19 protein-coding genes are annotated in these 24,343 nt (G+C 55.7%); 17 read left to right on the forward strand and 2 right to left on the reverse strand.

The window, feature by feature from the left end; genetic code table 11:
* The first annotated feature begins 135 nt into the window (after positions 1-135).
* The 10 genes from cmk to NIM72_RS18455 all read left to right on the forward strand — a co-directional run bounded on the left by cmk (position 136) and on the right by NIM72_RS18455 (position 11,490).
* Positions 136-822 carry a (d)CMP kinase gene (gene cmk / locus NIM72_RS18410; protein WP_013357315.1) on the forward strand — a complete coding sequence of 229 codons (687 nt, stop codon included), beginning with the start codon at positions 136-138 and terminating at the stop codon, positions 820-822.
* Between the two features lie 108 nt (positions 823-930).
* Entirely contained in the window at positions 931-2,604 is a 1,674-nt protein-coding gene (gene rpsA, locus NIM72_RS18415; RefSeq protein WP_003849352.1) for a 30S ribosomal protein S1, read from the forward strand.
* Between the two features lie 82 nt (positions 2,605-2,686).
* Complete coding sequence (gene ihfB / locus NIM72_RS18420) at positions 2,687-2,971, forward strand: integration host factor subunit beta (RefSeq protein WP_003849360.1); 285 nt, start codon at positions 2,687-2,689, stop codon at positions 2,969-2,971.
* Positions 2,972-3,175: 204 nt separating this feature from the next.
* Complete coding sequence (locus NIM72_RS18425; RefSeq protein WP_253421471.1) at positions 3,176-5,431, forward strand: DNA internalization-related competence protein ComEC/Rec2; 2,256 nt, start codon at positions 3,176-3,178, stop codon at positions 5,429-5,431.
* Positions 5,432-5,465: 34 nt separating this feature from the next.
* Complete coding sequence (gene msbA / locus NIM72_RS18430; protein ID WP_010669759.1) at positions 5,466-7,214, forward strand: lipid A ABC transporter ATP-binding protein/permease MsbA; 1,749 nt, start codon at positions 5,466-5,468, stop codon at positions 7,212-7,214.
* On the forward strand, positions 7,211-8,197 hold the full coding sequence (lpxK, locus tag NIM72_RS18435; protein ID WP_161736093.1) for a tetraacyldisaccharide 4'-kinase: 987 nt from the start codon (positions 7,211-7,213) through the stop codon (positions 8,195-8,197). Before msbA ends, lpxK begins: the two co-directional genes overlap by 4 nt.
* A 39-nt stretch (positions 8,198-8,236) precedes the next feature.
* The gene (locus tag NIM72_RS18440; protein ID WP_253421473.1) at positions 8,237-9,451 is read left to right on the forward strand and encodes a winged helix-turn-helix domain-containing protein; all 1,215 of its coding nucleotides are present in this window, start codon (positions 8,237-8,239) and stop codon (positions 9,449-9,451) included.
* Positions 9,452-9,556: 105 nt separating this feature from the next.
* On the forward strand, positions 9,557-9,739 hold the full coding sequence (locus NIM72_RS18445) for a Trm112 family protein (RefSeq protein WP_003849374.1): 183 nt from the start codon (positions 9,557-9,559) through the stop codon (positions 9,737-9,739).
* The gene (gene kdsB / locus NIM72_RS18450) at positions 9,736-10,485 is read left to right on the forward strand and encodes a 3-deoxy-manno-octulosonate cytidylyltransferase (RefSeq protein WP_161736091.1); all 750 of its coding nucleotides are present in this window, start codon (positions 9,736-9,738) and stop codon (positions 10,483-10,485) included. The genes NIM72_RS18445 and kdsB overlap by 4 nt, the downstream gene beginning before the upstream one ends.
* Positions 10,486-10,596: 111 nt before the next feature.
* A complete protein-coding gene (locus NIM72_RS18455; protein ID WP_253421476.1) occupies positions 10,597-11,490 on the forward strand; it encodes a phosphotransferase in 894 nt (297 codons plus the stop codon).
* Here the strand turns inward: NIM72_RS18455 and elyC are convergent.
* The gene (gene elyC / locus NIM72_RS18460; RefSeq protein WP_161736089.1) at positions 11,470-12,255 is read right to left on the reverse strand and encodes an envelope biogenesis factor ElyC; all 786 of its coding nucleotides are present in this window, start codon (positions 12,253-12,255) and stop codon (positions 11,470-11,472) included. The genes NIM72_RS18455 and elyC overlap by 21 nt on opposite strands.
* Before the next feature lie 125 nt (positions 12,256-12,380).
* Between elyC and cmoM the strand changes: the two genes are divergently transcribed.
* From cmoM to NIM72_RS18495, 7 genes are all read left to right on the forward strand, one after another.
* Positions 12,381-13,166 (forward strand): tRNA uridine 5-oxyacetic acid(34) methyltransferase CmoM, encoded by a 786-nt coding sequence (gene cmoM, locus NIM72_RS18465; RefSeq protein ID WP_013357324.1) that lies wholly within the window; start codon positions 12,381-12,383, stop codon positions 13,164-13,166.
* On the forward strand, positions 13,163-14,485 hold the full coding sequence (mukF, locus tag NIM72_RS18470) for a chromosome partition protein MukF (RefSeq protein ID WP_013357325.1): 1,323 nt from the start codon (positions 13,163-13,165) through the stop codon (positions 14,483-14,485). Before cmoM ends, mukF begins: the two co-directional genes overlap by 4 nt.
* Positions 14,466-15,188, forward strand: coding sequence for a chromosome partition protein MukE (gene mukE / locus NIM72_RS18475; protein ID WP_147788446.1), 723 nt, complete (start codon positions 14,466-14,468; stop codon positions 15,186-15,188). Before mukF ends, mukE begins: the two co-directional genes overlap by 20 nt.
* The gene (gene mukB, locus NIM72_RS18480; RefSeq protein ID WP_253421479.1) at positions 15,185-19,672 is read left to right on the forward strand and encodes a chromosome partition protein MukB; all 4,488 of its coding nucleotides are present in this window, start codon (positions 15,185-15,187) and stop codon (positions 19,670-19,672) included. The genes mukE and mukB overlap by 4 nt, the downstream gene beginning before the upstream one ends.
* Before the next feature lie 147 nt (positions 19,673-19,819).
* Positions 19,820-21,631: a L,D-transpeptidase gene (gene ldtD, locus NIM72_RS18485; RefSeq protein ID WP_253421482.1), complete on the forward strand. Its 1,812-nt coding sequence runs from the start codon at positions 19,820-19,822 to the stop codon at positions 21,629-21,631.
* A gap of 185 nt (positions 21,632-21,816) precedes the next feature.
* Positions 21,817-22,365 (forward strand): YcbK family protein, encoded by a 549-nt coding sequence (locus tag NIM72_RS18490; RefSeq protein WP_033782529.1) that lies wholly within the window; start codon positions 21,817-21,819, stop codon positions 22,363-22,365.
* Positions 22,366-22,404: 39 nt separating this feature from the next.
* Positions 22,405-23,034: an MBL fold metallo-hydrolase gene (locus NIM72_RS18495; protein ID WP_253421485.1), complete on the forward strand. Its 630-nt coding sequence runs from the start codon at positions 22,405-22,407 to the stop codon at positions 23,032-23,034.
* Positions 23,035-23,100: 66 nt separating this feature from the next.
* On the opposite strand, the gene NIM72_RS18500 is transcribed toward NIM72_RS18495, so the two are convergent.
* Positions 23,101-24,291: an amino acid aminotransferase gene (locus NIM72_RS18500; protein WP_161736084.1), complete on the reverse strand. Its 1,191-nt coding sequence runs from the start codon at positions 24,289-24,291 to the stop codon at positions 23,101-23,103.
* Positions 24,292-24,343 lie beyond the last annotated feature (52 nt).

A 24,343-nucleotide genomic window follows, 5' to 3' on the forward strand; every position in this document is an offset into this window, starting at 1 on the left:
CGATATCCTCTGAATTGACTAACATTTCGAACCCGGTCAGTGCGAAAGGGTAACCAAGCCTTGCTATGCAGCGTATAATGCTAAGCATTAAGGGTGACCTGAAGGTCATAATGCACGCAGCAACAGGAGGGAATAATGACAGTAACTGCCCCGGTCATAACTATTGATGGGCCAAGTGGAGCGGGAAAGGGAACCCTGTGCAAAGCGATGGCAGAATCGCTGCAGTGGCATCTGCTGGACTCCGGTGCTATTTATCGCGTGCTGGCGTTAGCGGCATTGCATCATCAAGTGGACATTGAATCTGAAGAAGCGCTGGTGCCGATTGCTGCACATCTTGATGTGCGCTTTTTGTCACAAAATGGTGAAATGCAGGTCATACTTGAAGGTGAAGATGTTACCGGTGAAATCCGCACTCAGGAGGTCAGCAACACCGCCTCACGTGTCGCTGCCTTTCCGCGGGTGCGCGAAGCGTTATTGCGCCGTCAGCGCGGTTTCCGTGAGATGCCGGGCCTGATCGCTGATGGCCGCGATATGGGCACCGTGGTTTTCCCGGATGCGCCAGTAAAGATTTTCCTTGATGCCAGCCCGGAAGAGCGTGCTCAGCGACGTATGCTACAGTTGCAGGGAAATGGCTTTAATGTTAACTTTGACCGCCTTTTAGCCGAGATAAAAGAACGCGACGACCGCGATCGTAACCGCGCAATTGCGCCTTTAGTCGCTGCTGCCGATGCACTGGTTCTGGACTCTACAGAGATGTCTATCGACCAGGTCATTGAAAAAGCGCTACACTATGCCCGCGAGAAGCTGGGCATTCCGGCTTAACTGAATTTATCACCCTGTACCACGGATCCGGTGCCGGGCATGTGAAACAACCCCATCCGACATGAAGTCAGATGGACGTTAAATTGAAGAATCCTGAAGATTATCAATATGACTGAATCTTTTGCTCAACTATTTGAAGAATCCTTAAAAACAATCGAAACCCGCCCGGGTTCTATCGTTCGTGGCATCGTCGTTTCTATCGACAAAGATGTCGTTCTGGTTGATGCGGGTCTGAAATCTGAATCTGCAATTCCTGCAGAGCAGTTCAAGAACGCAGCCGGCGAACTGGAAATCCAGGTAGGCGACGAAGTTGATGTTGCTCTGGATGCAGTGGAAGACGGCTTCGGTGAAACCCTGCTGTCCCGTGAGAAAGCTAAGCGCCATGAAGCATGGATCACGCTGGAAAAAGCTTACGAAGACGCTGAAACTGTTACCGGTGTTATCAACGGCAAAGTTAAAGGCGGCTTCACAGTTGAGCTCAACGGTATCCGTGCGTTCCTGCCAGGTTCACTGGTAGATGTGCGTCCGGTGCGCGATACGCTGCACCTGGAAGGCAAAGAGCTTGAGTTCAAAGTCATCAAGCTGGATCAGAAACGCAATAACGTCGTGGTTTCACGTCGTGCGGTTATCGAATCCGAAAACAGCGCAGAGCGCGATCAGCTGCTGGAAAACCTGCAGGAAGGCATGGAAGTTAAAGGTATCGTTAAGAACCTCACTGACTACGGTGCATTCGTTGATCTGGGCGGCGTTGATGGCCTGCTGCACATCACTGATATGGCATGGAAACGCGTTAAGCATCCAAGCGAAATCGTTAACGTTGGCGACGAAATCACCGTTAAGGTGCTGAAGTTCGACCGCGAGCGTACCCGTGTTTCTCTGGGTCTGAAGCAGCTGGGCGAAGATCCATGGGTTGCTATCGCTAAACGCTATCCGGAAGGTACTCGCCTGACCGGTCGTGTTACCAACCTGACTGATTATGGCTGCTTCGTGGAAATCGAAGAAGGCGTTGAAGGTCTGGTACACGTGTCTGAAATGGACTGGACCAACAAAAACATCCATCCGTCTAAAGTTGTTAACGTAGGCGATGTTGTTGAAGTTATGGTTCTGGACATTGACGAAGAGCGTCGTCGTATCTCCCTGGGTCTGAAACAGTGTAAATCTAACCCATGGCAGCTGTTCGCTGAGACGCACAACAAAGGCGATCGTGTTGAAGGTAAAATCAAGTCAATCACTGACTTCGGTATCTTCATCGGCCTGGACGGCGGCATCGACGGTCTGGTTCACCTGTCTGACATCTCCTGGAACGCGACCGGCGAAGAAGCCGTTCGTGAGTACAAAAAAGGCGATGAAATCGCTGCCGTTGTACTGCAGGTTGATGCAGAGCGCGAGCGTATCTCTCTGGGCGTTAAACAGCTGGCAGAAGATCCGTTCAACAACTACATCACTCTGAACAAGAAAGGTGCCATCGTCACCGGTAAAGTGACTGCAGTTGATGCTAAAGGTGCTACAGTTGAATTAGCAGACGGCGTTGAGGGTTACCTGCGCGCTTCTGAAGCTTCACTGGACCGCATTGAAGATGCAACTCTGGTTCTGAACGTTGGCGACGACGTTGAAGCTAAGTTCACCGGCGTTGATCGTAAAAACCGTGTCGTAAGCCTGTCTGTCCGTGCGAAAGACCAGGCTGATGAGAAAGAAGCTATCAATACTGTTAACACCAAACAGGAAGAAGGCAATTTCTCTAGCGCTATGGCTGAAGCGTTCAAAGCGGCTAAAGGCGAGTAATCGACCTGAAGCACCGGGTGGGCAACCACCCGGTTTCGGTAAAAGCTGTCATACATTCCTACAGGGATAAACCGGAGGTTACATGACCAAGTCAGAACTGATCGAAAGACTGGCGGGACAGCATACTCATATACCGGCGAAAGTCGTTGAGGATGCAGTAAAAGAGATGCTTGAGCATATGGCCACTACGCTGGCACAAGGCGAACGCATCGAAATCCGGGGATTCGGCAGCTTTTCTTTGCACTATCGCGCTCCGCGTACTGGACGTAATCCGAAAACGGGTGACAAAGTGGATCTGGAAGGTAAATACGTTCCCCACTTTAAGCCAGGCAAAGAACTGCGCGATCGCGCAAATATCTACGGCTAAGCCGATACCGAACCAGATAAACGACATCTCCGGATGTCGTTTTTTTTTGCCTGCTATCCAGGTTGAGACCTGACATCCAGATTACGGTCATCCACACTGCAATGCCGCGCTCTCCTTGCGAAACGGCTCCAGCCTCACTCATTGTCCACTGTTAATTTCTCCCCAATTGCCCAGAATAATCGAACTGAATCAATGGATATGATTATGCTGACATGGACCATTCTGGCGCGACTGGCGATCGTTGCAACGTTACCGCTACTGCTGATGGCGCGGCTGCCTTCCGGTGAGACGATTCTGCTGCTTGTCCTCGTGGGTCTGGCTCTGCTGCATTGCGCTTACCCGCCGCTTCGTCTGACCGGTATCACTCTGCTGTTTCTGGCATGGGCCTGTAACGACGCCCGTCTGATGGTGCGGGATATCGAAAAGTTCTCGGCGCGTCCTGCCACCTACACCCTTCAGATCAGTGAACTGCGAAAAGAGCGGAAGCAAATCCGGGTTCGTCTGCTTGAAGAACAGGGCAGGATGATATTCCCGCCTCGCTTTGCCTGGCTCTTTTTCAATACTGATCCAGAGATTTACTGTCCGGGCCAGCGCTGGACCATGCACCTCCGTCTGCGACCGGTCCATGCCCGCCTTAATGAAGGCGACTTTGATGCACAGCGTTTTGCACTCGCGAATAATACGCCGCTTCAGGGGCGGATCCTTAAACAGGATGCTATCAGCGATCGCTGTGATGGCCGCTGGCGATTTATTGTAGGGCACCGTGACAGGACCCGTGAAATGCCTTCGCGTGGCACGCTGGAGGCGCTGGCATTTGGTATCCGGGAGGAAATGAGCCCGCAGACGCGCCAGCTACTGCGTGATACCGGCACGGCGCACCTGATGGCGATATCGGGCATGCATATTGCCCTGGCAGCCAGCACTGGCTGGGTGCTTGCGCGAGGCGTGCAGTTTATATTGCCAGCCCGCTTTATCGGCTATCTTTTTCCCCTCATCGTGAGCTGGCTGTTTGCAGCAATCTATACCTGGCTTTCAGGGGCGCAGCCTCCTGCAGCCCGTTCTCTACTTGCCCTGACGCTATGGACGATAACACGGCTTGCGGGTGTTCAGCTGAACAGCTGGCAGATCTGGACGTTCTGTATTGCGTTGCTGCTGGTGATGGATCCACTGACCGTGCTGTCTGACAGCTTCTGGCTTTCGGTACTGGCTGTCGGCATGTTGCTGGTCTGGTATCACTGGTTCCCGCTGCCTGCACAGTTCCGCCATCAATGGCGCTGGATTCCGGTACAGCTACTGCATTTGCAGGCGGGCATGATGATTTTAATGGTGCCGTTGCAGGTGGCGATTTTCAACGGCATCAGCCTGACTGCGCTGGTGGCGAATGTTGTCGCGATTCCGGTCGTCTCGTTTATTACCATGCCTCTGGTGACGCTCGCCCTGCTGCTACCGGTGGCGCATTTATCTGGCTTCTTCTGGGGAGCGGCCGATCTCTCTTTACGCGCACTGTTTCATTGCCTGACGTTGCTGCCACCAGGCTGGTGGCCGCTGAGTGGCACAACCTGGTTTACGGTCATGGTATGGGGTGGCCTGATTCTCTGGCGTGCGCAGCTCTTCTTCTCTCTGCCACTAAGCAGCTGCGCGTTAGCGCTGGCGATGATACTGAGTCGCCAGCCAAATCAGGAGCAGGGCTGGCGCATCGATATGCTGGATATCGGGCACGGTCTGAGTCTGGTGATCAGCCAGGGCGACGAGGCCGTAATGTATGACACCGGCCCGCGCTGGCAGAACGATAATGCGGGGAGTCGGGTGATCATTCCGTGGCTGGAGCGCAGGCAGTTACGGTTAAAACAGGTCATCCTGAGTCATAAGCATCTGGATCATACTGGCGGGCTGGAGGCGATTACGCAACGCTGGCCAGCGGTTGACGTCAGAAGTGCGCTGGCTGATGAGGCACACTTACCCTGCGTACGGGGCACGCAGTGGCGCTGGCGGCAGCTCCACTTTCGGGTGGTCTGGCCGCTGACGGCCCCCCTGCCGGGCGGAAATAATGACTCCTGTGTGGTGATCGTCGATGATGGTCAGGTTCGTCTGATGTTAACCGGTGACATTGAAGCGAAAGCGGAACGCCAACTGGTGGCGCTGGAGAAGCAGGGGCTGAAGGTCGATATTCTGCAGGTCCCGCACCACGGCAGCCGTACTTCGTCGACCTCATTGCTGCTGCGTAAAGCCGCAGGCCACACCGCTATCGCCTCGCTGGCACGCTACAATGCATGGCGTATGCCCGCGAAAAATGTGCTGGAAAACTATCGAACGGCCGGTTTTCAGTGGCTGGATACGGGCCAGTCAGGACAAATCAGTATCAGGATAGCGCAGGGCAGAGCGCAGGTTTCGACCTTGCGGGATCAATTAATGCCCCGTTGGTATCATCAGTGGTTTGGCGTCAAACGCGAATCCAGGTAGAATGGCCGGCTATTTCCAACAGCGTGAATAAATAATGCATCAAGATAAAGATCTCTCTACGTGGCAGACGTTTCGCCGACTCTGGCCGATGATCGCGCCTAATAAAGCGGGATTAATTGCGGCCTCAGTCGCCCTGATTATTAATGCTGCGGGCGACGCCTTAATGCTCTCACTGTTGAAACCGTTACTGGATGATGGTTTTGGTAAAGCTGACAGATCGGTGATGCTGTGGCTGCCGTTAGTGGTTATTGGCCTGATGCTGGTACGCGGAGTCACCAGTTATATCTCCAGCTACTGCATCTCCTGGGTCTCTGGCAACGTCGTGATGAACATCCGCCGTCGTCTGTTCAGCCATATGATGGGCATGCCGGTTTCGTTTTTCGACCAGCAGTCAACCGGCACCCTGTTGTCACGCATTACTTACGATTCTGAGCAGGTCGCCTCCTCTTCTTCGGGCGCGCTGGTCACCGTAGTGCGTGAAGGGGCTTCCATTATTGGCCTGTTTATCATGATGTTCTACTACAGCTGGCAACTGTCGCTGATCCTGATTGTACTGGCACCTATCGTCTCCTTTGCTATCCGCACCGTCTCTAAGCGCTTCCGCACCATCAGCAAAAGTATGCAGAACACTATGGGGCAGGTGACAACCAGCGCCGAGCAGATGCTGAAAGGGCACAAAGAAGTGCTGATTTTTGGCGGACAGGACATTGAATCGGAGCGCTTTTCCCGCGTCAGTAACCGGATGCGTCAGCAGGGAATGAAACTCGTTTCAGCCTCCTCCATTTCCGATCCGATTATTCAGCTGATCGCGTCGCTGGCACTGGCTTTTGTGCTCTATGCTGCCAGCTTCCCCAGCGTCATGGATACCCTGACAGCCGGTACCATCACCGTGGTTTTCTCCTCGATGATTGCCCTGATGCGCCCGCTTAAGTCTCTGACCAACGTCAACGCCCAGTTCCAGCGTGGGATGGCGGCCTGTCAGACACTGTTCTCTATTCTGGATAGTGAGCAGGAAGTGGATAACGGCACGCGCGAAATCACCCGTGCTAAAGGGGATATTGAATTCCGTGATGTGACCTTTACCTACCCTGGTCGTGAAATTCCGGCACTGCGCAATATCAATCTGTCGCTGCCAGCAGGAAAAACGGTGGCGCTGGTGGGCCGTTCCGGTTCCGGTAAGTCTACGATGGCGAGTCTGCTGACCCGCTTTTATGACATCCAGCAGGGCGAAATCCTGCTGGACGGTCATGATCTGCGTGAGTACAGCCTGCGCTCATTGCGTAATCAGGTGGCGCTGGTGTCACAGAATGTGCACCTCTTCAACGACACGATTGCCAATAACATCGCGTATGCCCGCAGTGAGCAATACAGTCGTGAAGAGATCGAGCAGGCGGCCACCATGGCGCATGCCATGGACTTTATCAATAAAATGGATAAGGGTCTGGATACGATGATTGGCGAGAATGGCGTGCTGTTATCTGGCGGTCAGCGTCAGCGTATCGCCATTGCCCGTGCGTTGCTGCGTGATTGTCCGATTCTGATCCTGGATGAAGCGACCTCGGCGCTGGATACCGAGTCAGAACGCGCGATTCAGTCTGCACTGGATGAGTTGCAGAAGAACCGTACCTCGCTGGTAATTGCGCACCGACTCTCTACCATTGAGAAAGCGGATGAAATCGTGGTAATTGAAGATGGCCAGATTGTTGAACGCGGAACGCATCAGGTGCTGTTAGCAGAACGCGGCGCCTATGCACAGCTGCATAAAATGCAGTTCGGCCAATGATTGAACGTATCTGGAGTGGTCGTTCACCGCTATGGCTACTGCTATGGCCATTCAGCCTGCTGTATGGCGCGATCACGGCCCTGATACGCTTCAGTTACAGGCGCGGCTGGCGTAAAAGCTGGCGTGCGCCTCTGCCGGTCGTGGTGGTGGGTAACCTGACTGCCGGCGGAAATGGTAAGACACCAGTCGTGATCTGGCTGGTTGAGGCGTTGCAGCAACGTGGCCTGCGCGCTGGCGTCGTCTCCAGAGGGTATGGCGGCAAGGCGGACCACTATCCTTTGCTGGTCACGGCGCAGACCCCCACGCAACAGGCCGGTGATGAACCGGTACTGATCGCCCAGCGCACCGGAGCGCCGGTTGCGGTTGCTCCCAAAAGGCGACAGGCGATTGAAGCGTTACTGAAGCAGGGGCCGCTGGATGTGATCATCACGGATGATGGCCTGCAACATTACGCCCTGCAGCGCGATCGCGAAATCGTGGTGGTTGATGGGGTCCGTCGCTTTGGTAATGGCTGGTGGTTGCCTGCCGGTCCGATGCGTGAACGTGCCGATCGTCTGCGGCAGGTGGATGCCGTCATCATTAATGGCGGTAAGGCCCTGGGTGACGAGATTGCGATGCAACTTCAGCCCGGACTCGCCACCAATCTGCTGACCGGGGAAACCCGCGCACCTGAGCAACTGGGCGCAGTGGTTGCCATGGCCGGTATTGGTCATCCTCCGCGCTTTTTCACCACGCTGAAACAGCAGGGTATTACGCCGGTTGCAGAGATCGCCTTTGCCGATCATCACGCCTACAGTGAAGATGAGCTGACACGATTATTACAGCCGGGTCAGCAGCTATTAATGACTGAAAAGGACGCAGTGAAATGCCGTCACTTTGCGCAGCCTGACTGGTGGTATCTGCCGGTGGACGCCCATTTAACCGGTAAAGCCGTAACGCCGTTACTGGACGATATTGAACAACGCTGCCGTCGCCGGCTCTGATAGCCGCACCCATTCAGGTGAAGCCTGATAAGGAAGAGGATGAACACCCCGCATTCACTTTCGTTACAGCAAGCACGTCATCTTCATCTCGCCGCGCAGAGCCTGCTGCGCCCTCCGGCAAAACGCGCGGTTTATCAGGATCTGATTAGCTGCATCTCCCGCATGTCACTGCTGCAAATTGATACCATTCATGTGGTGGCACGCAGTCCTTATCTGGTGCTGTTCAGTCGCCTGGGGAACTATCCTCAGGCATGGCTGGAACAGGCGCTGGCACAGGGCGAACTCTTCGAGTACTGGGCGCACGAAGCCTGCTTTATTCCCCGCGCCGATTACAGACTGCTTCGTCATCGCATGCTCTCTCCTGAACGTCTGGGCTGGAAATACAATGCGCAATGGGTTGCTGACCACCAGCAGGCGATTACCGAATTACTGCAGCTGATTCAGCAAAACGGCCCGGTGCGCGCCGCCGATTTCACCCATGCCGATAACCCGAAGTCGGGCTGGTGGGCATGGAAACCACACAAACGCCATCTGGAAAATCTGTTTAGCGCCGGTGAGCTGATGGTCGCGGAACGCCGTAACTTTCAGCGTGTCTATGATCTGCGCAGCCGCGTCATGCCCGACTGGCAGGATGCGGTGCATGGCATCAGCGAAGCCGAGGCCACCCGACAGATGCTGATGAACAGCGCCCGTAGCTTAGGGATTTTCCGCGCGGCCTGGCTGCCGGACTACTATCGCCTTAAACGAGCACCCCTGAACGACTTTATCGCTGATGCCCAGGCCGCGGGCGATCTGGTCGCCGTCGATACAGAGGGGCTGGGTGAGATGTGGCTGCATCGTGACTACCTGCCATTACTGGAGACACCGCTGCAGGCGACGCACAGCGCGCTGCTGTCCCCGTTTGATCCGGTAGTCTGGGATCGCAAGCGTGCGCGGGAGCTGTTCAGTTTTGACTATCGTATCGAGTGTTACACCCCCGAGGAGAAGCGTAAATTTGGCTATTTCGTTTTGCCCATCCTTCATCGTGGTCAGATAAAAGGACGGCTCGATGCCCGTATGCTGCGTCAGGCAAAACAGCTGGAGATTAAAAAACTCTGGCTGGAAGAGACGACCCGCATCACGGCGCGCTTTGTGGTGGATATCCGGCGTGCAATTGAGCGCTTCGCGGTCTGGCAGGGAGCAGAAAGCATCGCTATTCTGCAGGCACCCGATGCACTCAACGATCACTGGCCAGCCCAGTGGCGGCTGGATTAATCAATTTTGCGGCAGCCGCTGCGGGAAGGCGTTTTACCCCATCCCGCCTGCGCTGCGCTATGGTATGCTTGATGCCTTAAGCATTCGGTTCCTGATGGAGGACATATGGATCATCGTTTACTCGAAATCGTTGCCTGCCCGGTGTGCAATGGCAAACTTTACTTCAACAATGCTCAGCAGGAGCTGATCTGCAAGCCTGATGGCCTGGCCTTCCCGGTTCGGGATGGTATTCCGGTGCTGCTGGAAACCGAAGCCCGTACTCTGTCAGTTGAAGAGATTCATCCATGAGTTTCACTGCCATCATTCCTGCGCGCTATGCGTCAACCCGGTTACCCGGCAAGCCGCTGCTCGATATTCACGGTAAACCGATGGTGGTGCATGTGATGGAACGCGCCCGTGAATCGGGTGCCAGTCGGGTCATTGTTGCTACCGATCATCCTGACGTCGCCAGAGCAGTGGAGGCGGCAGGCGGTGAAGTCTGCATGACCCGCGTCGATCACCAGTCCGGCACGGAGCGGCTGGCGGAAGTGATCGAAAAATATCAGTTTGCAGATGACGAAATCATCGTCAATGTGCAGGGTGATGAGCCGATGATCCCGGCAGAGATTGTGCGCCAGGTGGCGACCAATCTGGCGGGCTCAGCGGCCGGGATGGCAACGCTGGCGGTGCCAATAACCGATGTGGAAGAAGCCTTTAATCCGAACGCGGTGAAGGTGGTCATGGATGCGAATGGCTATGCGCTCTATTTCTCACGGGCCACCATTCCCTGGGATCGGGAACGCTATGCTGCCTCACGCGAGCAGATTGGCGATACGCTACTTCGTCACATTGGTATCTATGCCTACCGTGCCGGTTTTATTCGCCGCTATGTTGCCTGGGCACCTTGTCCTCTTGAACAGATTGAGCTGCTCGAGCAACTGCGTGTTTTATGGTACGGCGAAAAAATTCATGTCGCCGTAGCAAAAACCATTCCCAGCGTGGGTGTGGATACGCCAGATGATTTGCAACGCGTCCGCAATGCCATGCAGGCCTGATATACGGGGAGTCAGTCTCCCCGTTTCAGCGCAACGTTATTGATCCGCCGCTAAACTTATCGCCAGTACTTCCTTCAGGATATTATGATACTCATCTGAGGAGGATGCCGCATGGAACAGCTTAAATCAGAACTCACGCTGGCGCTGGGTGAAAGCATCAGCCGCCTCGAATTAATCAGTGAACATCCGCCCACCCGACTCTATGCCCTGTACGATAGGCAGGGGCACCCCATGCCGATGGTGGCAAAATATTTTCGTCATCAGGGGCGGGCAGCGCTGGAAGCCAGAAAGCTGGCATTACTGGGGCAGGCCGGATTGATCCCTGTGCCAGCGGTCTATGGTCTGGTGCTGAGCCAGCAGCCGCCGGTGCATGAAACGCTTCTGATGGCGAGACTGAATGGCGTGACGGCGGAGGCGCCTGCGCGGGATACTCAGCGATGGCAACAGTTTTGCGAGCAGGCAGTCGAGGGTCTGCTGGCCTGGCACCGGCTCGACAGCCACGGTCTGGTCGGAACGGTAGACAGCACGCAGCAGAATTGCTGGCCGGCCTGGTATGCACAACGGGTTGAGGTATTGTGGTCGACACTCAGCTATCTGCGCCCACCCGGCTTCACGCTGGAAGATCGCCAGATTCTGTTCCGCTGCCGGTCACGTCTGGCGCATCTTTTCCACGACTTTGATGATCCCTGCGTGATGGTTCACGGCAACGTGCGGCTGCAGAGCATGCTGAAAAACAGCCGCAGTGACCAGTTAGTCGCGATGACACAGCCGGGCACGATTCTCTGGGCGCCCCGTGAATATGACCTGATCCATCTGGATACCTCACCTGCTGAGACAGCGCTGCTGCACGACTACCTGCAACGGGCACCCGTCTCTGAAGGCTTTGTCTGGCGCCGGTGGGTTTATCAGCTGTGGGACTGCATCGAACATCTCGTGCAGACCGGCACGTTCAACCGCCCGCGTTTTGACCATGCCCGTGCGCAACTACTTCCCTGGCTCGGCTGAGTCGGGTTTCTCACCTTTAAGCCGCTGCAGTAACGTGCCCAGCGTTTCATACACTGCCCGTTCGCTGTGGCTCAGCCAGATCGATGACGGTATCGCGCGTTCCCAGCCATTCAGCGGCGAGGTAATCGCCAGCTGATTGGCAGGGGCAGCAATCGGCTTCAGACCGACCGCGTGGAAAAAGCGTATCGCCCGCGGCATATGATTCGCTGAGGTGACCAGCAGCAACGTGCGATCGCCTACTACCGTTTTGACCGCCTGCGCTTCATCCGCGGTATCACGAGGCTGGTCAAGAATCTGAATGTGTTCGCGCGGTACGCCCAGACTTTCTGCCACCTGAGCGGCTACCCAGGCGCTGCTCTTCGGATTGGTGCCACCGGCAGCGCCGGTAAAAATCAGGGTCGACTGTGGATTGCGTTGCCATTGACGAATACCTTCCGCCACGCGTGGCAGACTGTTATTCAGCAGGTTTGAGCTGGGTGCCCATGCCGGGTTGAAGGTATAGCCTCCGCCCAGCACCACAATGTAGTCCACCTTCTCTGCACCGTTCCAGGTCGGATAGCGGTTATCCAGCGGCAAAAGCAGCCGATCGGCCAGCGGTTGCAGGCTCAGCAGCAGCAATAACAGCCAGCTGACAGAGATCACGGTTTTGCCGCTTTTTTGCCAGTCAGTAAACCAAAGCAGTAAAATGCCCAGCGCCATCAGCAAAAGCAGAAACGGCAAGGGTAAAAGCAGCCCGCCAATCACTTTTTTCAGGGTAAATAACATCGAAAACGCGTCCTGTTGTCCGAAAATAGAGCACCCGGAAGGGAAGATGGGGATGAAAGGTTCATTCTTCTGATGCCTGTGACAAAATAGCACAAGTCTCACCGCAGCATACCGGAGCGCATGCCATGCAGGATCGTAACTTTGACGATCTCGCGGATAAATTTTCGCAAAATATTTACGGCACCACCAAAGGGAAGATACGCCAGGCCATCCTCCGGGATGAGCTGGAGAAGATAGTGCCCGGCCTGTCACCGCACCCGCTATCGGTGCTGGATGCTGGCGGCGGTGTCGGCCAGGTCTCCAGCGGGCTGGCTGCACAGGGCCATCAGGTTCTGCTGTGCGACCTCTCTGCTGAGATGCTGCGCCGGGCCGCCGAAAATGCGGCGGCACAGGGTGTGAGCCACAACATGCAATTCAGACAAATTAGCGCGCAGCAGGTGGGCGAACATTTGGATAAGCCGGTGGATCTGGTATTGTTCCACGCTGTGCTTGAGTGGGTCGCTGAACCGGAGAAGGTGCTCAAAGCGCTGTTCGATCTGCTGCGTCCGGGGGGCGTCATGTCGCTGATGTTTTACAATCTGCACGGCCTGACATTGCGCACCTTAACGCTGGGTAACTTCGGCTATCTGCGCACCAACCTGACTAAACGCAAAAAGCGAACCCTGTCGCCTGACTATCCGCGCGACCCAGAGCAGGTCTATCGCTGGCTGGAGGCGTGTGGCTTTGTGATTGAGCAGCGTGCCGGGATCCGGGTATTCAGTGACTACATGAAACCGCCGAAAGGCGAGCCAAAAAGCGACGACGAAATTATTGAGATGGAGCGGCGTTACTGCCGTCAGGAACCCTTTTTAAGCTTAGGGCGCTACATCCATGTGACCGCGCGTAAACCGGGGCAGAAGGACGAATTATGAGTGAATTTTCCCAGACGGTACCTGAACTGGTCTCCTGGGCGCGCAAAAATGACTTTTCCCTTGCGCTGCCAGTGGAACGTCTGGCCTTTTTGCTGGCTATCGCCACCCTCAACGGTGAGCGGATGGATGGCGAAATGAGCGAAGGCGATCTGATTGACGCTTTCCGTCATGTCAGTAAAGCTTTTGAACAAACCCATGAAACCGTGTTGGTTCGTGCCAACAACGCCATCAACGACATGGTGCGTCAGCGTCTGCTCAACCGCTTTACCAGTGAACTCACCGAAGGCAACGCTATCTATCGCCTGACGCCGCTGGCGATCGGCATCACCGACTACTACATCCGTCAGCGTGAGTTTTCAACGCTGCGCCTGTCGATGCAGCTGTCAATTGTGGCCAGCGAGCTCAAGCGGGCAGCCGATGCCGCGCAGGAAAACGGTGATGAGTTTCACTGGCATCGCAATGTTTTCGCGCCGCTGAAATATTCGGTGGCGGAGATCTTCGACAGCATCGATATGACCCAGCGTCTGATGGATGAACAGCAGCAGGCGGTGAAAAACGATATCGCTGAACTGCTGAATAAAGACTGGCGCGCGGCGATCTCCAGCTGTGAAATGCTGCTCTCTGAAACCTCCGGGACACTGCGTGAACTGCAGGATACGCTGGAAGCGGCGGGCGACAAACTTCAGGAAAACCTGCTGCGTATTCAGGATGCCACGCTGGACAGCCCGGACCTGGGCTTCGTCGATAAACTGGTGTTTGACCTGCAAAGCAAGCTCGACCGTATTACCAGCTGGGGTCAGCAGGCGATTGACCTGTGGATCGGCTATGACCGGCACGTTCATAAATTTATTCGTACCGCCATCGACATGGATAAAAATCGCGTCTTTGCCCAGCGCCTGCGGGTATCGGTACAGAACTACTTCGACGCGCCCTGGGCGCTGACCTACGCCAATGCCGACCGCCTGTATGACATGCGCGATGAGGCGCTGACGCTGCGGAATGACGAAGTGATGGGCGAACTGCCGCCAGAGATGGAATACGAAGAGATTAATGAAATTCGCGAACAGCTGGCAGCGATGATTGAAGAAGCGCTGCAGGTCTACAAATCGCAACAAAAACCGCTCAACCTCGCGTCAGTGATGCGTGACTACCTGGCCCAGTATCCACGTGCCCGCCATTTCGACCTGGCGCGCATTGTGGTGGACCAGGCGGTACGCCTTGGCGTAGCGGAAGCTGATTTAGCCGGTTTGCCTGTGGAATGGCAAGCCATCAATGATTACGGAGCCAAGGTGCAGGCACATGTCATCGACAAATATTGAACAAGTGATGCCGGTTAAGCTGGCACAGGCACTGGCCAACCCGATTTTTCCCGCGCTGGACAGCCAGTTACGCGCCGGACGCCATATCGGAATTGAAGAGCTGGATAACCACGCTTTTCTGATGGACTACCAGTCATTTCTCGAAGAGTTTTACACCCGCTATAACGTTGAGTTAATTCGTGCGCCGGAAGGCTTTTTCTATCTGCGTCCGCGTTCAACCACGCTGATTCCGCGTTCTGTGCTCTCTGAGCTGGACATGATGGTTGGGAAAATTCTCTGCTACCTCTATCTCAGCCCGGAACGCCTGGCTAATGAGGGAATCTTCACCCAGCAGGAGCTGTATGACGAACTGCTCTCGCTGGCCGACGAGAACCGTCTGCTGAAGCTGGTTAATCAGCGTTCAACCGGTTCGGATCTGGATCGCACCAAGCTGCAGGAGAAAGTGCGCGCCTCTCTGAGCCGCCTGCGCCGTCTTGGGATGGTGTGGTTCTTCGGCAATGACAGCAGCAAATTCCGTATTACGGAATCGGTGTTCCGCTTTGGTGCCGACGTGCGTGGCGGTGATGATGCCCGTGAAGCGCAGCTTCGCCTGATTCGTGATGGCGAAGCCATGCTACTGGAAAATGCGACTGCACCGATCGACACAGATGAAAGTGAAGGGCAGGAAGGCGACAGTGAGAACGCAGAGGAAGAACAGGCATGATTGAGCGCGGAAAGTTTCGTTCGCTTACGCTGATCAACTGGAACGGTTTTTTTGCCCGTACCTTCGATCTTGATGAACTAGTGACCACACTGTCAGGCGGTAACGGTGCGGGTAAGTCCACCACCATGGCGGCATTTGTCACCGCACTGATCCCCGATTTAACACTGCTGCACTTCCGTAACACCACAGAAGCGGGCGCGACGTCGGGATCCCGTGATAAGGGTCTGCACGGTAAATTGCGGGCCGGCGTCTGCTACTCAATGCTGGACGTAGTGAACTCACGCCATCAGCGTGTGGTGGTCGGTGTCCGTCTGCAACAGGTGGCCGGACGCGACAAAAAAGTCGATATCAAGCCGTTCAGTATCCACGGTCTGCCAACCGACACAAATCCGACCGATATGCTGACGGAAGTGCTTAACAGCCGTCAGGCACGCGTCTTACCGCTGAATGAGGTAAAAGAACGGGTTGAGGCACAGGAAGGCGTGCAGTTCCGCGCTTATAACTCGGTGACGGATTATCACGCTATGCTGTTTGATCTGGGCGTGGTGCCGCGTCGTCTGCGCTCTGCCAGCGATCGCAGCAAGTTCTATCGCCTGATTGAAGCCTCGCTCTATGGCGGTATCTCCAGCGCCATCACCCGATCGCTGCGTGATTACCTGCTGCCTGAAAACAGCGGCGTGCGTAAAGCGTTCCAGGATATGGAAGCTGCGCTGCGCGAGAACCGCATGACGCTGGAGGCAATCCGCGTTACCCAGTCCGACCGCGACCTCTTTAAGCATCTCATCTCCGAGGCGACCAGCTACGTGTCGGCTGACTATATGCGTCACGCCAATGAGCGCCGTGGACATCTCGACAGCGCATTACAGCTGCGCAATGAGCTGTTCAGCAGTCGTAAGCAACTCGCCACCGAGCAGTATCGTCACGTGGAGATGGCGCGCGAGCTGTCAGAGCACAGTGGTGCAGAAAACGATCTTGAAGTCGATTATCAGGCCGCCAGCGATCACCTGAACCTGGTGCAGACGGCGATGCGGCAGCAGGAGAAGATTGAGCGCTACGATGCGGATATCGAAGATCTGACGCTGCGGCTGGAAGAGCAGACCGAAGTGGTTGCCGAAGCGCGCGAAATTCAGGAAGAGAATGAAGCGCGTGCTGAAGCGGCTGAGCTGGAAGTGGATGAACTGAAAAGTCAGCTGGCCGATTTCCAGCAGGCACTCGACGTTCAGCAAACGCGCGCCATCCAGTATCAGCAGGCCTTGCAGGCGCTGGAACGCGCCCGCACGCTGTGCCAGCTGCCCGATCTGACTATCGATAACGCGGCAGAATGGCAGGAGAGCTTCCAGGCTAAAGAGGAAGAAGCGACAGAACGCCTGCTGCGCCTGGAGCAGAAGCTGAGCGTGGCCGAAGCCGCGCACAGCCAGTTTGAACAGGCGCTGGCGCTGGTGACCAGCATTGCCGGTGATGTGACCCGTCAGGATGCCTGGCAGACCGGCCGCGAACTGTTGCGTGATGCCAGCAATCAGCGTCATCACGCCGAACAGCTCTCGTCGCTGCGTCTGCGGCTCAATGAGCTGGAACAGCGTCTGCGTGAGCAGCATGAGGCGGAGCGACTGCTGGCCGAATTCTGCAAGCGTCAGGGACAGCATTACGAAGCCGATGCGCTGGCTGGCCTGCAGCAGGAGCTTGAAGCGCAGATCGAACAGCTGAACAGCAGCGTCTCGGACGCCGGTGAGCAGCGCATGATGATGCGTCAGGAGCTGGAACAGCTGCGCGAACGCATCACCAGCCTGACAGCCCGTGCGCCACACTGGCTGGCGGCACAGGAGATCCTGACGCAGCTCAGTGAACAGACCGGTCAGGCGCTGAACAGCAGCCAGGACGTTACCGAATTTATGCAGCAACTGCTGGAGCGCGAGCGTGAAACCACCGTCGAGCGCGACGAAGTGGCGGCACGCAAACGTGATATCGAGCAGCAGATTGAGCGGCTCAGTCAGCCGGGTGGGGCGGAAGATGCGCGTCTGACTCAGCTGGCCGAACGCTTTGGCGGCGTATTACTCTCTGAGATTTATGATGATGTGACCCTGGATGATGCGCCGTACTTCTCGGCGCTCTATGGTCCGTCACGTCATGCGATCGTGGTGCCGGATCTCTCCCGCGTGCGTGAGATGCTGGATGGTCTGGAGGAGTGCCCGGAAGATCTCTATCTGATCGAGGGTGACCCGCAGTCATTCGATGACAGCGTTTTCAGTGTTGATGAGCTGCAGAATGCCGTTGTGGTGAAAGTGGCAGAGCGTCAGTGGCGCTACTCCCGCTTCCCGAAAATCCCGCTGTTTGGCCGCGCAGCGCGCGAAAATCAGCTGGAGCTGCTGCACCTTGAGCGCGACAAACTGGCTGAGCGTTACGCCACGTTGTCGTTCGATGTGCAGAAAACGCAGCGTCTGCATCAGTCATTCAGCCGCTTTATCGGCACGCATTTGGCCGTTGCCTTTGACGCCGACCCGGAAGCGCAGATCCGTCAGCTGGGCGCGCGTCGGGGTGAACTGGAGCGGGCGCTGAATCAGCATGAGAGCAATAATCAGCAGCAGCGTCAGCAGTATGAGCTGGCGAAAGAGGGCGTATCGCAGTTAAACCGACTGCTGCCACGCGTCAACCTGCTGCTGGATGACACGCTGGGCGATCGCTGCGAAGAGATCCGTGAGCAGGTCGATGCGGCTCAGGACGCGGCGCGCTTCCTGCATCAGCATGGCGCGAAGCTGGCGAAACTGGAACCGATCCTCGCCGTATTGCAGAGCGATCCGGAACAGCACGAGCAGTTACAGGCAGATTATCAGCAGGCGCAGCAGCAGCAGCGCAACGCGCGTCAGCAGGCCTTTGCGCTGACAGAGGTGGTGCAGCGTCGCGCCCACTTCAGTTATGACGACTCCGCCAGCATGCTCAACGGCAACAATGACCTTAGCGATAAGCTGCGTCAGCGTCTTGAGCAGGCTGAGGGTGAACGCAGCCGCAGCCGCGATCGCCTGCGTGAACATCAGGCGCAACTGACGCAATATGCGCAGGTGCTGGCTTCGCTGAAAAGCGCTTATGACGCCAAGCGCGACATGCTGAAAGAGTTGCAGCAGGAGATGCAGGACATTGGCGTCCAGGCTGACAGCAGCGCAGAAGAACGCGCGCGCGTTCGCCGCGATGAGCTCTACACGGCACTGAGCCACAATCGCGCCCGCCGCAATCAGCTGGAGAAACAGCTTACCTTCTGTGAAGCGGAGATGGATAATCTGCAGAAGCGCCTGCGTCAGCTGGAGCGTCAGTATCATCAGGTGCGTGAGCAGGTGGTCAGTGCAAAAGCGGGCTGGTGTACCGTCCTGCGTCTGGTGAAAGAGAATGGCGTTGAGCGTCGCCTGCATCGTCGTGAACTGGCTTACCTGAGCGGCGATGAGCTGCGCTCGATGTCGGATAAAGCGCTGGGTGCATTGCGTCTGGCGGTGTCGGACAACGAACATCTGCGCGACGTACTGCGGCTGTCGGAAGATCCAAAACGTCCTGAGCGTAAGATTCAGTTCTTTATTGCGGTCTATCAACATCTGCGCGAGCGTATCCGTCAGGATATTATTCGTACCGACGATCCGGTCGAAGCGATTGAGCAGATGGAAATCGAACTGAACCGTCTGACCGAAGAGCTGACCGCGCGTGAGCAGATGCTGGCGATCAGTTCACGCAGTGCGGCGAACATCATCCGCAAGACGATCCAGCGTGAACAGAACCGCATCCGCCAGCTCAACCAGGGGTTGCAGACTGTCAGCTTTGGTCAGGTCCGCAGCGTGCGGCTTAACGTGAACGTCCGTGAAACCCACGCTATGCTGCTGGATACGCTGTCAGAAGAGCATGAGCAGCATCAGGATCTGTTCAACAGCAACCGCCTGACCTTCTCTGAGGCACTGGCGAAGCTCTATCAGCGACTTAACCCGCATATCGACATGGGTCAGCGGACGCCGCAGACCATCGGTGAGGAGCTGCTCGACTACCGCAACTATCTGGAGATGGAAGTGGAAGTGAACCGGGGTTCCGATGGCTGGCTGCGTGCAGAAAGCGGTGCGCTCTCAACGGGTGAGGCGATCGGTACCGGTATGTCCATTCTGGTGATGGTGGTGCAGAGCTGGGAAGAGGAGTCCCGTCGTCTGCGCGGCAAAGATATTTCGCCATGCCGACTGCTGTTCCTTGATGAAGCAGCCCGTCTGGATGCCCGCTCCATCGCCACACTGTTTGAACTCTGTGAGCGACTGGAGATGCAGTTAGTGATTGCCGCGCCGGAGAATATCAGCCCGGAGAAAGGCACGACCTACAAACTGGTACGTAAGGTGTTTAATAACACCGAGCATGTGCATGTGGTCGGTCTGCGGGGTTTTGCTGCCGATCCTTCGCCGGTGCGTGCGGGAAGTGACGCAGATGCGCTGCCCGATTTAACCGCTGAAAATTCGCAGGCGGAAACGTAGTCAAAAACTGAACCATTCGTTAATCTGGTTACGGCATTTGTCGCATGAGGCAAATGCCGTTTTTGTTTGTATACTCACATGATGAGTCACGGCGCGGTCGCAGTGGATACAGGGAACACTGCGAAGTTGAAAAACAAGGGGGCAGGGATGTTGCTGGTAAAAAAATTAAATCATCATCGCGTTCTATCATTGTTAGCGCTGGCGCTAACCGTTGTTCCATTTACGCTACCGCAGGCCGCTGTCATCGCCGCTTTGCCCGGGACAACGCAGGCGGCTATCTCCGTTTCCGAAAGTCAGCAACGCATCCGGCAGGCGTTTTCCAGCGCCGATCAGCCGTTTTATCTGGCACCGCTGGCGACGCTCTATGCATCCCGCCATATGCAGCCGCTCTGGCAGGATGCTCAGGCGGTGCAAAAATTTCAGCAGCAGCTGGCTGAGGTGGCGCTTTCAGGTGTTCAGCCACAGTTCACGCGCTGGATTGAGCGTCTGACGAATCCGGCTATTACCGGCTTTGCCCGCGATGTCGCGCTCTCCGATGCAATGCTGGGTTATCTGCAGTTTGTTTCAAATGTGCCGACACAGGGTGAAACGTGGCTCTACAGCAACGTTCCTTACAGGCTGACACAGCCGTCGATCGCGGTCGTGAATCAGTGGCAGAACGCGGTCAATGCGGGTTCTGATAACACGTTTATTGCCTCATTACAGCCGCAGCACCCACAGTATCAGCCTATGCACGCCGCGCTGAAAACGTTGCTCAGCGATAAGCAGCCCTGGCCACAACTGAAAAGCAGTGAAACCCTGCGTCCCGGCCAGGTCAGTGATGACGTTCCAGCCCTGCGTGAAATTCTGCAGCGCAGCGGCATGTTAACGGCACAGGTTAACGCGCCCGCACCGGATGACGATGCGGTGCCTGTCGCGTCGTCGCCGGTGACGCACAGCGACCAGCCTGTCGCGGTGAGTCCTTCCGCTACGCCAGTCACTAATCTGCTTACGCCATCACCGCAGTCACCGGGTAATGTCCAGGATCAGACGCTGGACGGGAATACCGCCAATGTCTATGACGAGACGCTGGTGGCCGGTGTGAAGCGTTTCCAGCATTGGCAGGGACTGGATGGCGATGGCGCTATCGGTGCCAGAACACGGCAGTGGCTTAACGTCTCTCCGCAGATGCGTGCTTCTCTGCTGGCGCTGAATATTCAGCGCCTGCGTCTGCTGCCGGACGATATGCACAACGGCATTATGGTGAACATCGCCAACTATTCGCTGATCTATTACAACAACGGCAACAAAATTCTTTCATCGCGCGTTATCGTCGGTCGTCCCGATCGTAAAACGCCACTTATGCGCAGTGCGCTGAATAATGTCGTGCTTAACCCGCCGTGGAATGTGCCGACAACCCTGGTGCGTAAAGACATCATTCCAAAGGTGAAGCAGGATCCAACCTATCTTTATAAGCATGGGTATACCCTGCTGTCAGGCTGGAGCGCAGACGCTGAAGTAATTGATCCCAGCATGATCGACTGGCGCATGGTCACCGCCTCATCGTTCCCTTACCGATTGATTCAGGCTCCGGGCGTGGCGAATGCGCTGGGCCGGTATAAATTTAATATGCCGAGTTCAGATGCGATCTACCTGCATGACACGCCAAACCATAACCTGTTCCAGCGTGATATCCGTGCGCTCAGTTCAGGTTGTGTGCGGGTGAACAAAGCTTCTGAGCTGGCAGGCTTATTGCTGCAGGATGCGGGCTGGAACGACTCCCGAATTTCCAGTACGTTGAAAGAGGGTGACACCCGCTATGTGCCGATTCGCCACCGCATTCCGGTCAATCTCTATTATCTGACGGCGTGGGTCGCTGATGATGGCAAACCGCAGTTCCGCACAGATATTTACAATTATGATGACACCGCCCGTTCGGGCAGTCAGGCTCTGAGTCGGGCCGAGCAATTACTGCTCTAGTAATTGATTTTAAATCGTTCCCCGCAAATCCTTATTAAAGAAAAATCTTATCAAATGGCGATCCCTCAGGGGATCGCCTCGCAAACTCATGGCAGATGGGTTGACGCTTCTCTGAGAGAAAGTTATGGTTCGGCCTGTGCGCTTTTTGCACATTTCTATGGCTCCACTCTCAGGTAAACCGTTACATGTCTACTATTGATTCTTTTCGTCGCAAACTACTGCTGTGCAGTAGTGCCGCCGCCGGACTGGCATTATTGCCAGCTTCTGCAAGGGCCTCGCTTTCAACGTCTCGCCCGCGTGTATTGATGCTTAATAATCTTCACACCGGTGAAACCCTTAAAACTGAGTTTTTTAATGGTAAGAGTTACGACAAGGATGAGCTGTCACGATTAAATCATTTTTTCCGTGACTATCGCGCCAACAAAGTGAAAAGCATCGATCCACATCTGTTTGACCAGATTTTTCGCCTGCAGGCGCTGCTGGGTATGCGTAAACCGATACAGCTGGTTTCTGGCTATCGTTCACTGGCAACCAACAACATGTTACGTGAGAGCGGTCCGGGAGTCGCGAAACACAGCTATCACACCAAAGGCCAGGCGATGGATTTTCATATTGAAGGCGTTTCGCTGGCGAATGTACGCAAAGCGGCGTTATCTCTGCGTGCGGGTGGTGTAGGATATTATCCCCGCAGTAACTTTGTACATATTGATACCGGTCCGATCAGGCACTGGTAGTGACACCGGCAACGCTGCGTGAGCCGGTCATGGAGCGTTATGAATTACCACATTATTCCTGTTACCGCTTTTGCCCAGAACTGCTCAGTTATCTGGTGCGACACGACTCGCGAAGCCGCACTGGTCGACCCAGGCGGCGATGCCGGACTGATCAAACAAACGCTGGAACAGCTTAAACTTAAACCCGCTCAGATTCTGCTGACACATGGACACCTTGATCATGTCGGGGCCGCTGTTGAACTGGCAGCATTTTATCAGATTCCGATTGTTGGACCGCAAAAGCGCGATGCCTTCTGGCTTGAAGCGCTGCCAACTCAGAGCCGGATGTTCGGACTTGACGAGTGCGCGCCGTTTACCCCCGATCGCTGGCTGGAAGAGGGAGAGAGCGTGCAGGTCGGGCTGATCACGCTGGACGTTCTGCACTGCCCGGGACATTCACCTGGCCATGTCGTGTTCTTTGACCGGCCAGGACGATTACTGATTTCAGGCGACGTGATTTTTAATGGTGGTGTTGGGCGTACTGACTTCCCACAGGGCGATCATCAGCAGCTCATCGAGGCTATCCGCACAAAATTACTGCCGCTGGGCGATGATGTGACTTTTCTTCCCGGTCACGGCCCGATTTCTACGCTGGGGCATGAACGCATCAGTAATCCTTTCCTGCAGTAAATAATCCGCCATTTTCCGTGCAATAAAAAATGGGCCATCAGGCCCATTTTTGTTTCGTCGACAGCGTTACAGCACCGCGACAATCGCTTCGCACAGCGCCGACATATTGTCTGGCGTCATGCCCGCCACATTCACCCGCCCTGAGTTCACCGCGTAGACACCAAACTCTTCACGCAGGCGAATAACCTGGTCTTTGGTCAGGCCACTGAAGGAGAACATACCGTTCTGCTTAATAATAAAGCTGAAGTCGCGCTGTGCGCCTTTTTCCGCCAGAGTATTTACGAAGAGCTGACGCATGCGCTGAATGCGCTGACGCATGTCCGACAGCTCCTGCTCCCAGATGGTACGCAGGGTATCATTGCCCAGAATGGTGGCGACGATGGCGGCGCCATGTGCAGGCGGATTGGAGTAGTTCGCGCGAATGGTGTACTTCACCTGACTGAACGCGGTATCTGCCACGCTCGCATCGGCGGCAACCAGCGTGATGGCACCAACACGTTCGTTATACAGACCGAAGTTCTTGGAGTAAGAGCTGGCGACGATCAGTTCCTGATGCGAGGCGGCAAATATGCGCAGGCCTTCTGCATCTTCATCCAGACCACGGGCAAAGCCCTGGTAAGCGAAGTCGAACAACGGCAGCCAGCCATTGGCCTGTGACAGCTGCGCCAGCTGTTGCCACTGCCCGGCGGTCGGGTCGATACCGGTCGGGTTATGGCAGCAGCCGTGGAACAGCACCACGTCGCCTGGCTGAACCTGTTTCAGTGACGCCAGCATGCCATCGAAATCCAGCGTATGGTTTGCCGGGTCGTAATAGTGGTATTCACAGACCTCAAGACCGGCAGCCTTAAACACGTTGTTGTGATTTGGCCAGCTTGGATTGCTTATCCAGACCCGCTTCACCGATGTTTGCGTGGCGAGGAAATCGGCTGCAACGCGTAGCGCACCTGTACCACCCGGTGTCTGAGCCGTGCGGGCGCGGCCAGCGGTGATTAGCGGACTCTGGTTGCCGAACAGCAGGGCCTGCGTGCAGCGGGCAAAATCCGCCAGCCCATCAATGCTGAGATAGTTTTTGGTGGTTTCATTTTCCAGCAGGTATTGCTCAGCTTTTTTAACACTGGTCAGTACCGGGGTCTTGCCGGTTTCGTCTTTATAAACGCCGATACCCAGATTGATTTTTTCAGGGCGGTCATCAGCACGAAACAGATCGGCCAGTCCAAGAATAGGATCGGCGGGTGCAGCAGAGATCGATTCAAACATGTGTCAGGTCCATTAGCGTGAACTTTAGCAAGAGGGCTCTCAGGTTAGCGTC

This window comes from Pantoea sp. B550 (assembly GCF_024158165.1).
GTDB classification, from domain to species: Bacteria; Pseudomonadota; Gammaproteobacteria; order Enterobacterales; family Enterobacteriaceae; genus Pantoea; species Pantoea alfalfae.

Coding starts and splice junctions, on each gene's coding strand:
- cmoM (WP_013357324.1), top strand. CDS start 12,381: ATGCAGGATCGTAACTTTGACGATCTCGCGGATAAATTTTCGCAAAAT.
- kdsB (WP_161736091.1), top strand. CDS start 9,736: ATGAGTTTCACTGCCATCATTCCTGCGCGCTATGCGTCAACCCGGTTA.
- cmk (WP_013357315.1), top strand. CDS start 136: ATGACAGTAACTGCCCCGGTCATAACTATTGATGGGCCAAGTGGAGCG.
- lpxK (WP_161736093.1), top strand. CDS start 7,211: ATGATTGAACGTATCTGGAGTGGTCGTTCACCGCTATGGCTACTGCTA.
- NIM72_RS18455 (WP_253421476.1), top strand. CDS start 10,597: ATGGAACAGCTTAAATCAGAACTCACGCTGGCGCTGGGTGAAAGCATC.
- mukF (WP_013357325.1), top strand. CDS start 13,163: ATGAGTGAATTTTCCCAGACGGTACCTGAACTGGTCTCCTGGGCGCGC.
- ihfB (WP_003849360.1), top strand. CDS start 2,687: ATGACCAAGTCAGAACTGATCGAAAGACTGGCGGGACAGCATACTCAT.
- mukB (WP_253421479.1), top strand. CDS start 15,185: ATGATTGAGCGCGGAAAGTTTCGTTCGCTTACGCTGATCAACTGGAAC.
- rpsA (WP_003849352.1), top strand. CDS start 931: ATGACTGAATCTTTTGCTCAACTATTTGAAGAATCCTTAAAAACAATC.
- NIM72_RS18440 (WP_253421473.1), top strand. CDS start 8,237: ATGAACACCCCGCATTCACTTTCGTTACAGCAAGCACGTCATCTTCAT.
- mukE (WP_147788446.1), top strand. CDS start 14,466: ATGTCATCGACAAATATTGAACAAGTGATGCCGGTTAAGCTGGCACAG.
- elyC (WP_161736089.1), bottom strand. CDS start 12,255: ATGTTATTTACCCTGAAAAAAGTGATTGGCGGGCTGCTTTTACCCTTG.
- NIM72_RS18490 (WP_033782529.1), top strand. CDS start 21,817: ATGTCTACTATTGATTCTTTTCGTCGCAAACTACTGCTGTGCAGTAGT.
- ldtD (WP_253421482.1), top strand. CDS start 19,820: ATGTTGCTGGTAAAAAAATTAAATCATCATCGCGTTCTATCATTGTTA.
- msbA (WP_010669759.1), top strand. CDS start 5,466: ATGCATCAAGATAAAGATCTCTCTACGTGGCAGACGTTTCGCCGACTC.
- NIM72_RS18495 (WP_253421485.1), top strand. CDS start 22,405: ATGAATTACCACATTATTCCTGTTACCGCTTTTGCCCAGAACTGCTCA.
- NIM72_RS18445 (WP_003849374.1), top strand. CDS start 9,557: ATGGATCATCGTTTACTCGAAATCGTTGCCTGCCCGGTGTGCAATGGC.
- NIM72_RS18500 (WP_161736084.1), bottom strand. CDS start 24,291: ATGTTTGAATCGATCTCTGCTGCACCCGCCGATCCTATTCTTGGACTG.
- NIM72_RS18425 (WP_253421471.1), top strand. CDS start 3,176: ATGCTGACATGGACCATTCTGGCGCGACTGGCGATCGTTGCAACGTTA.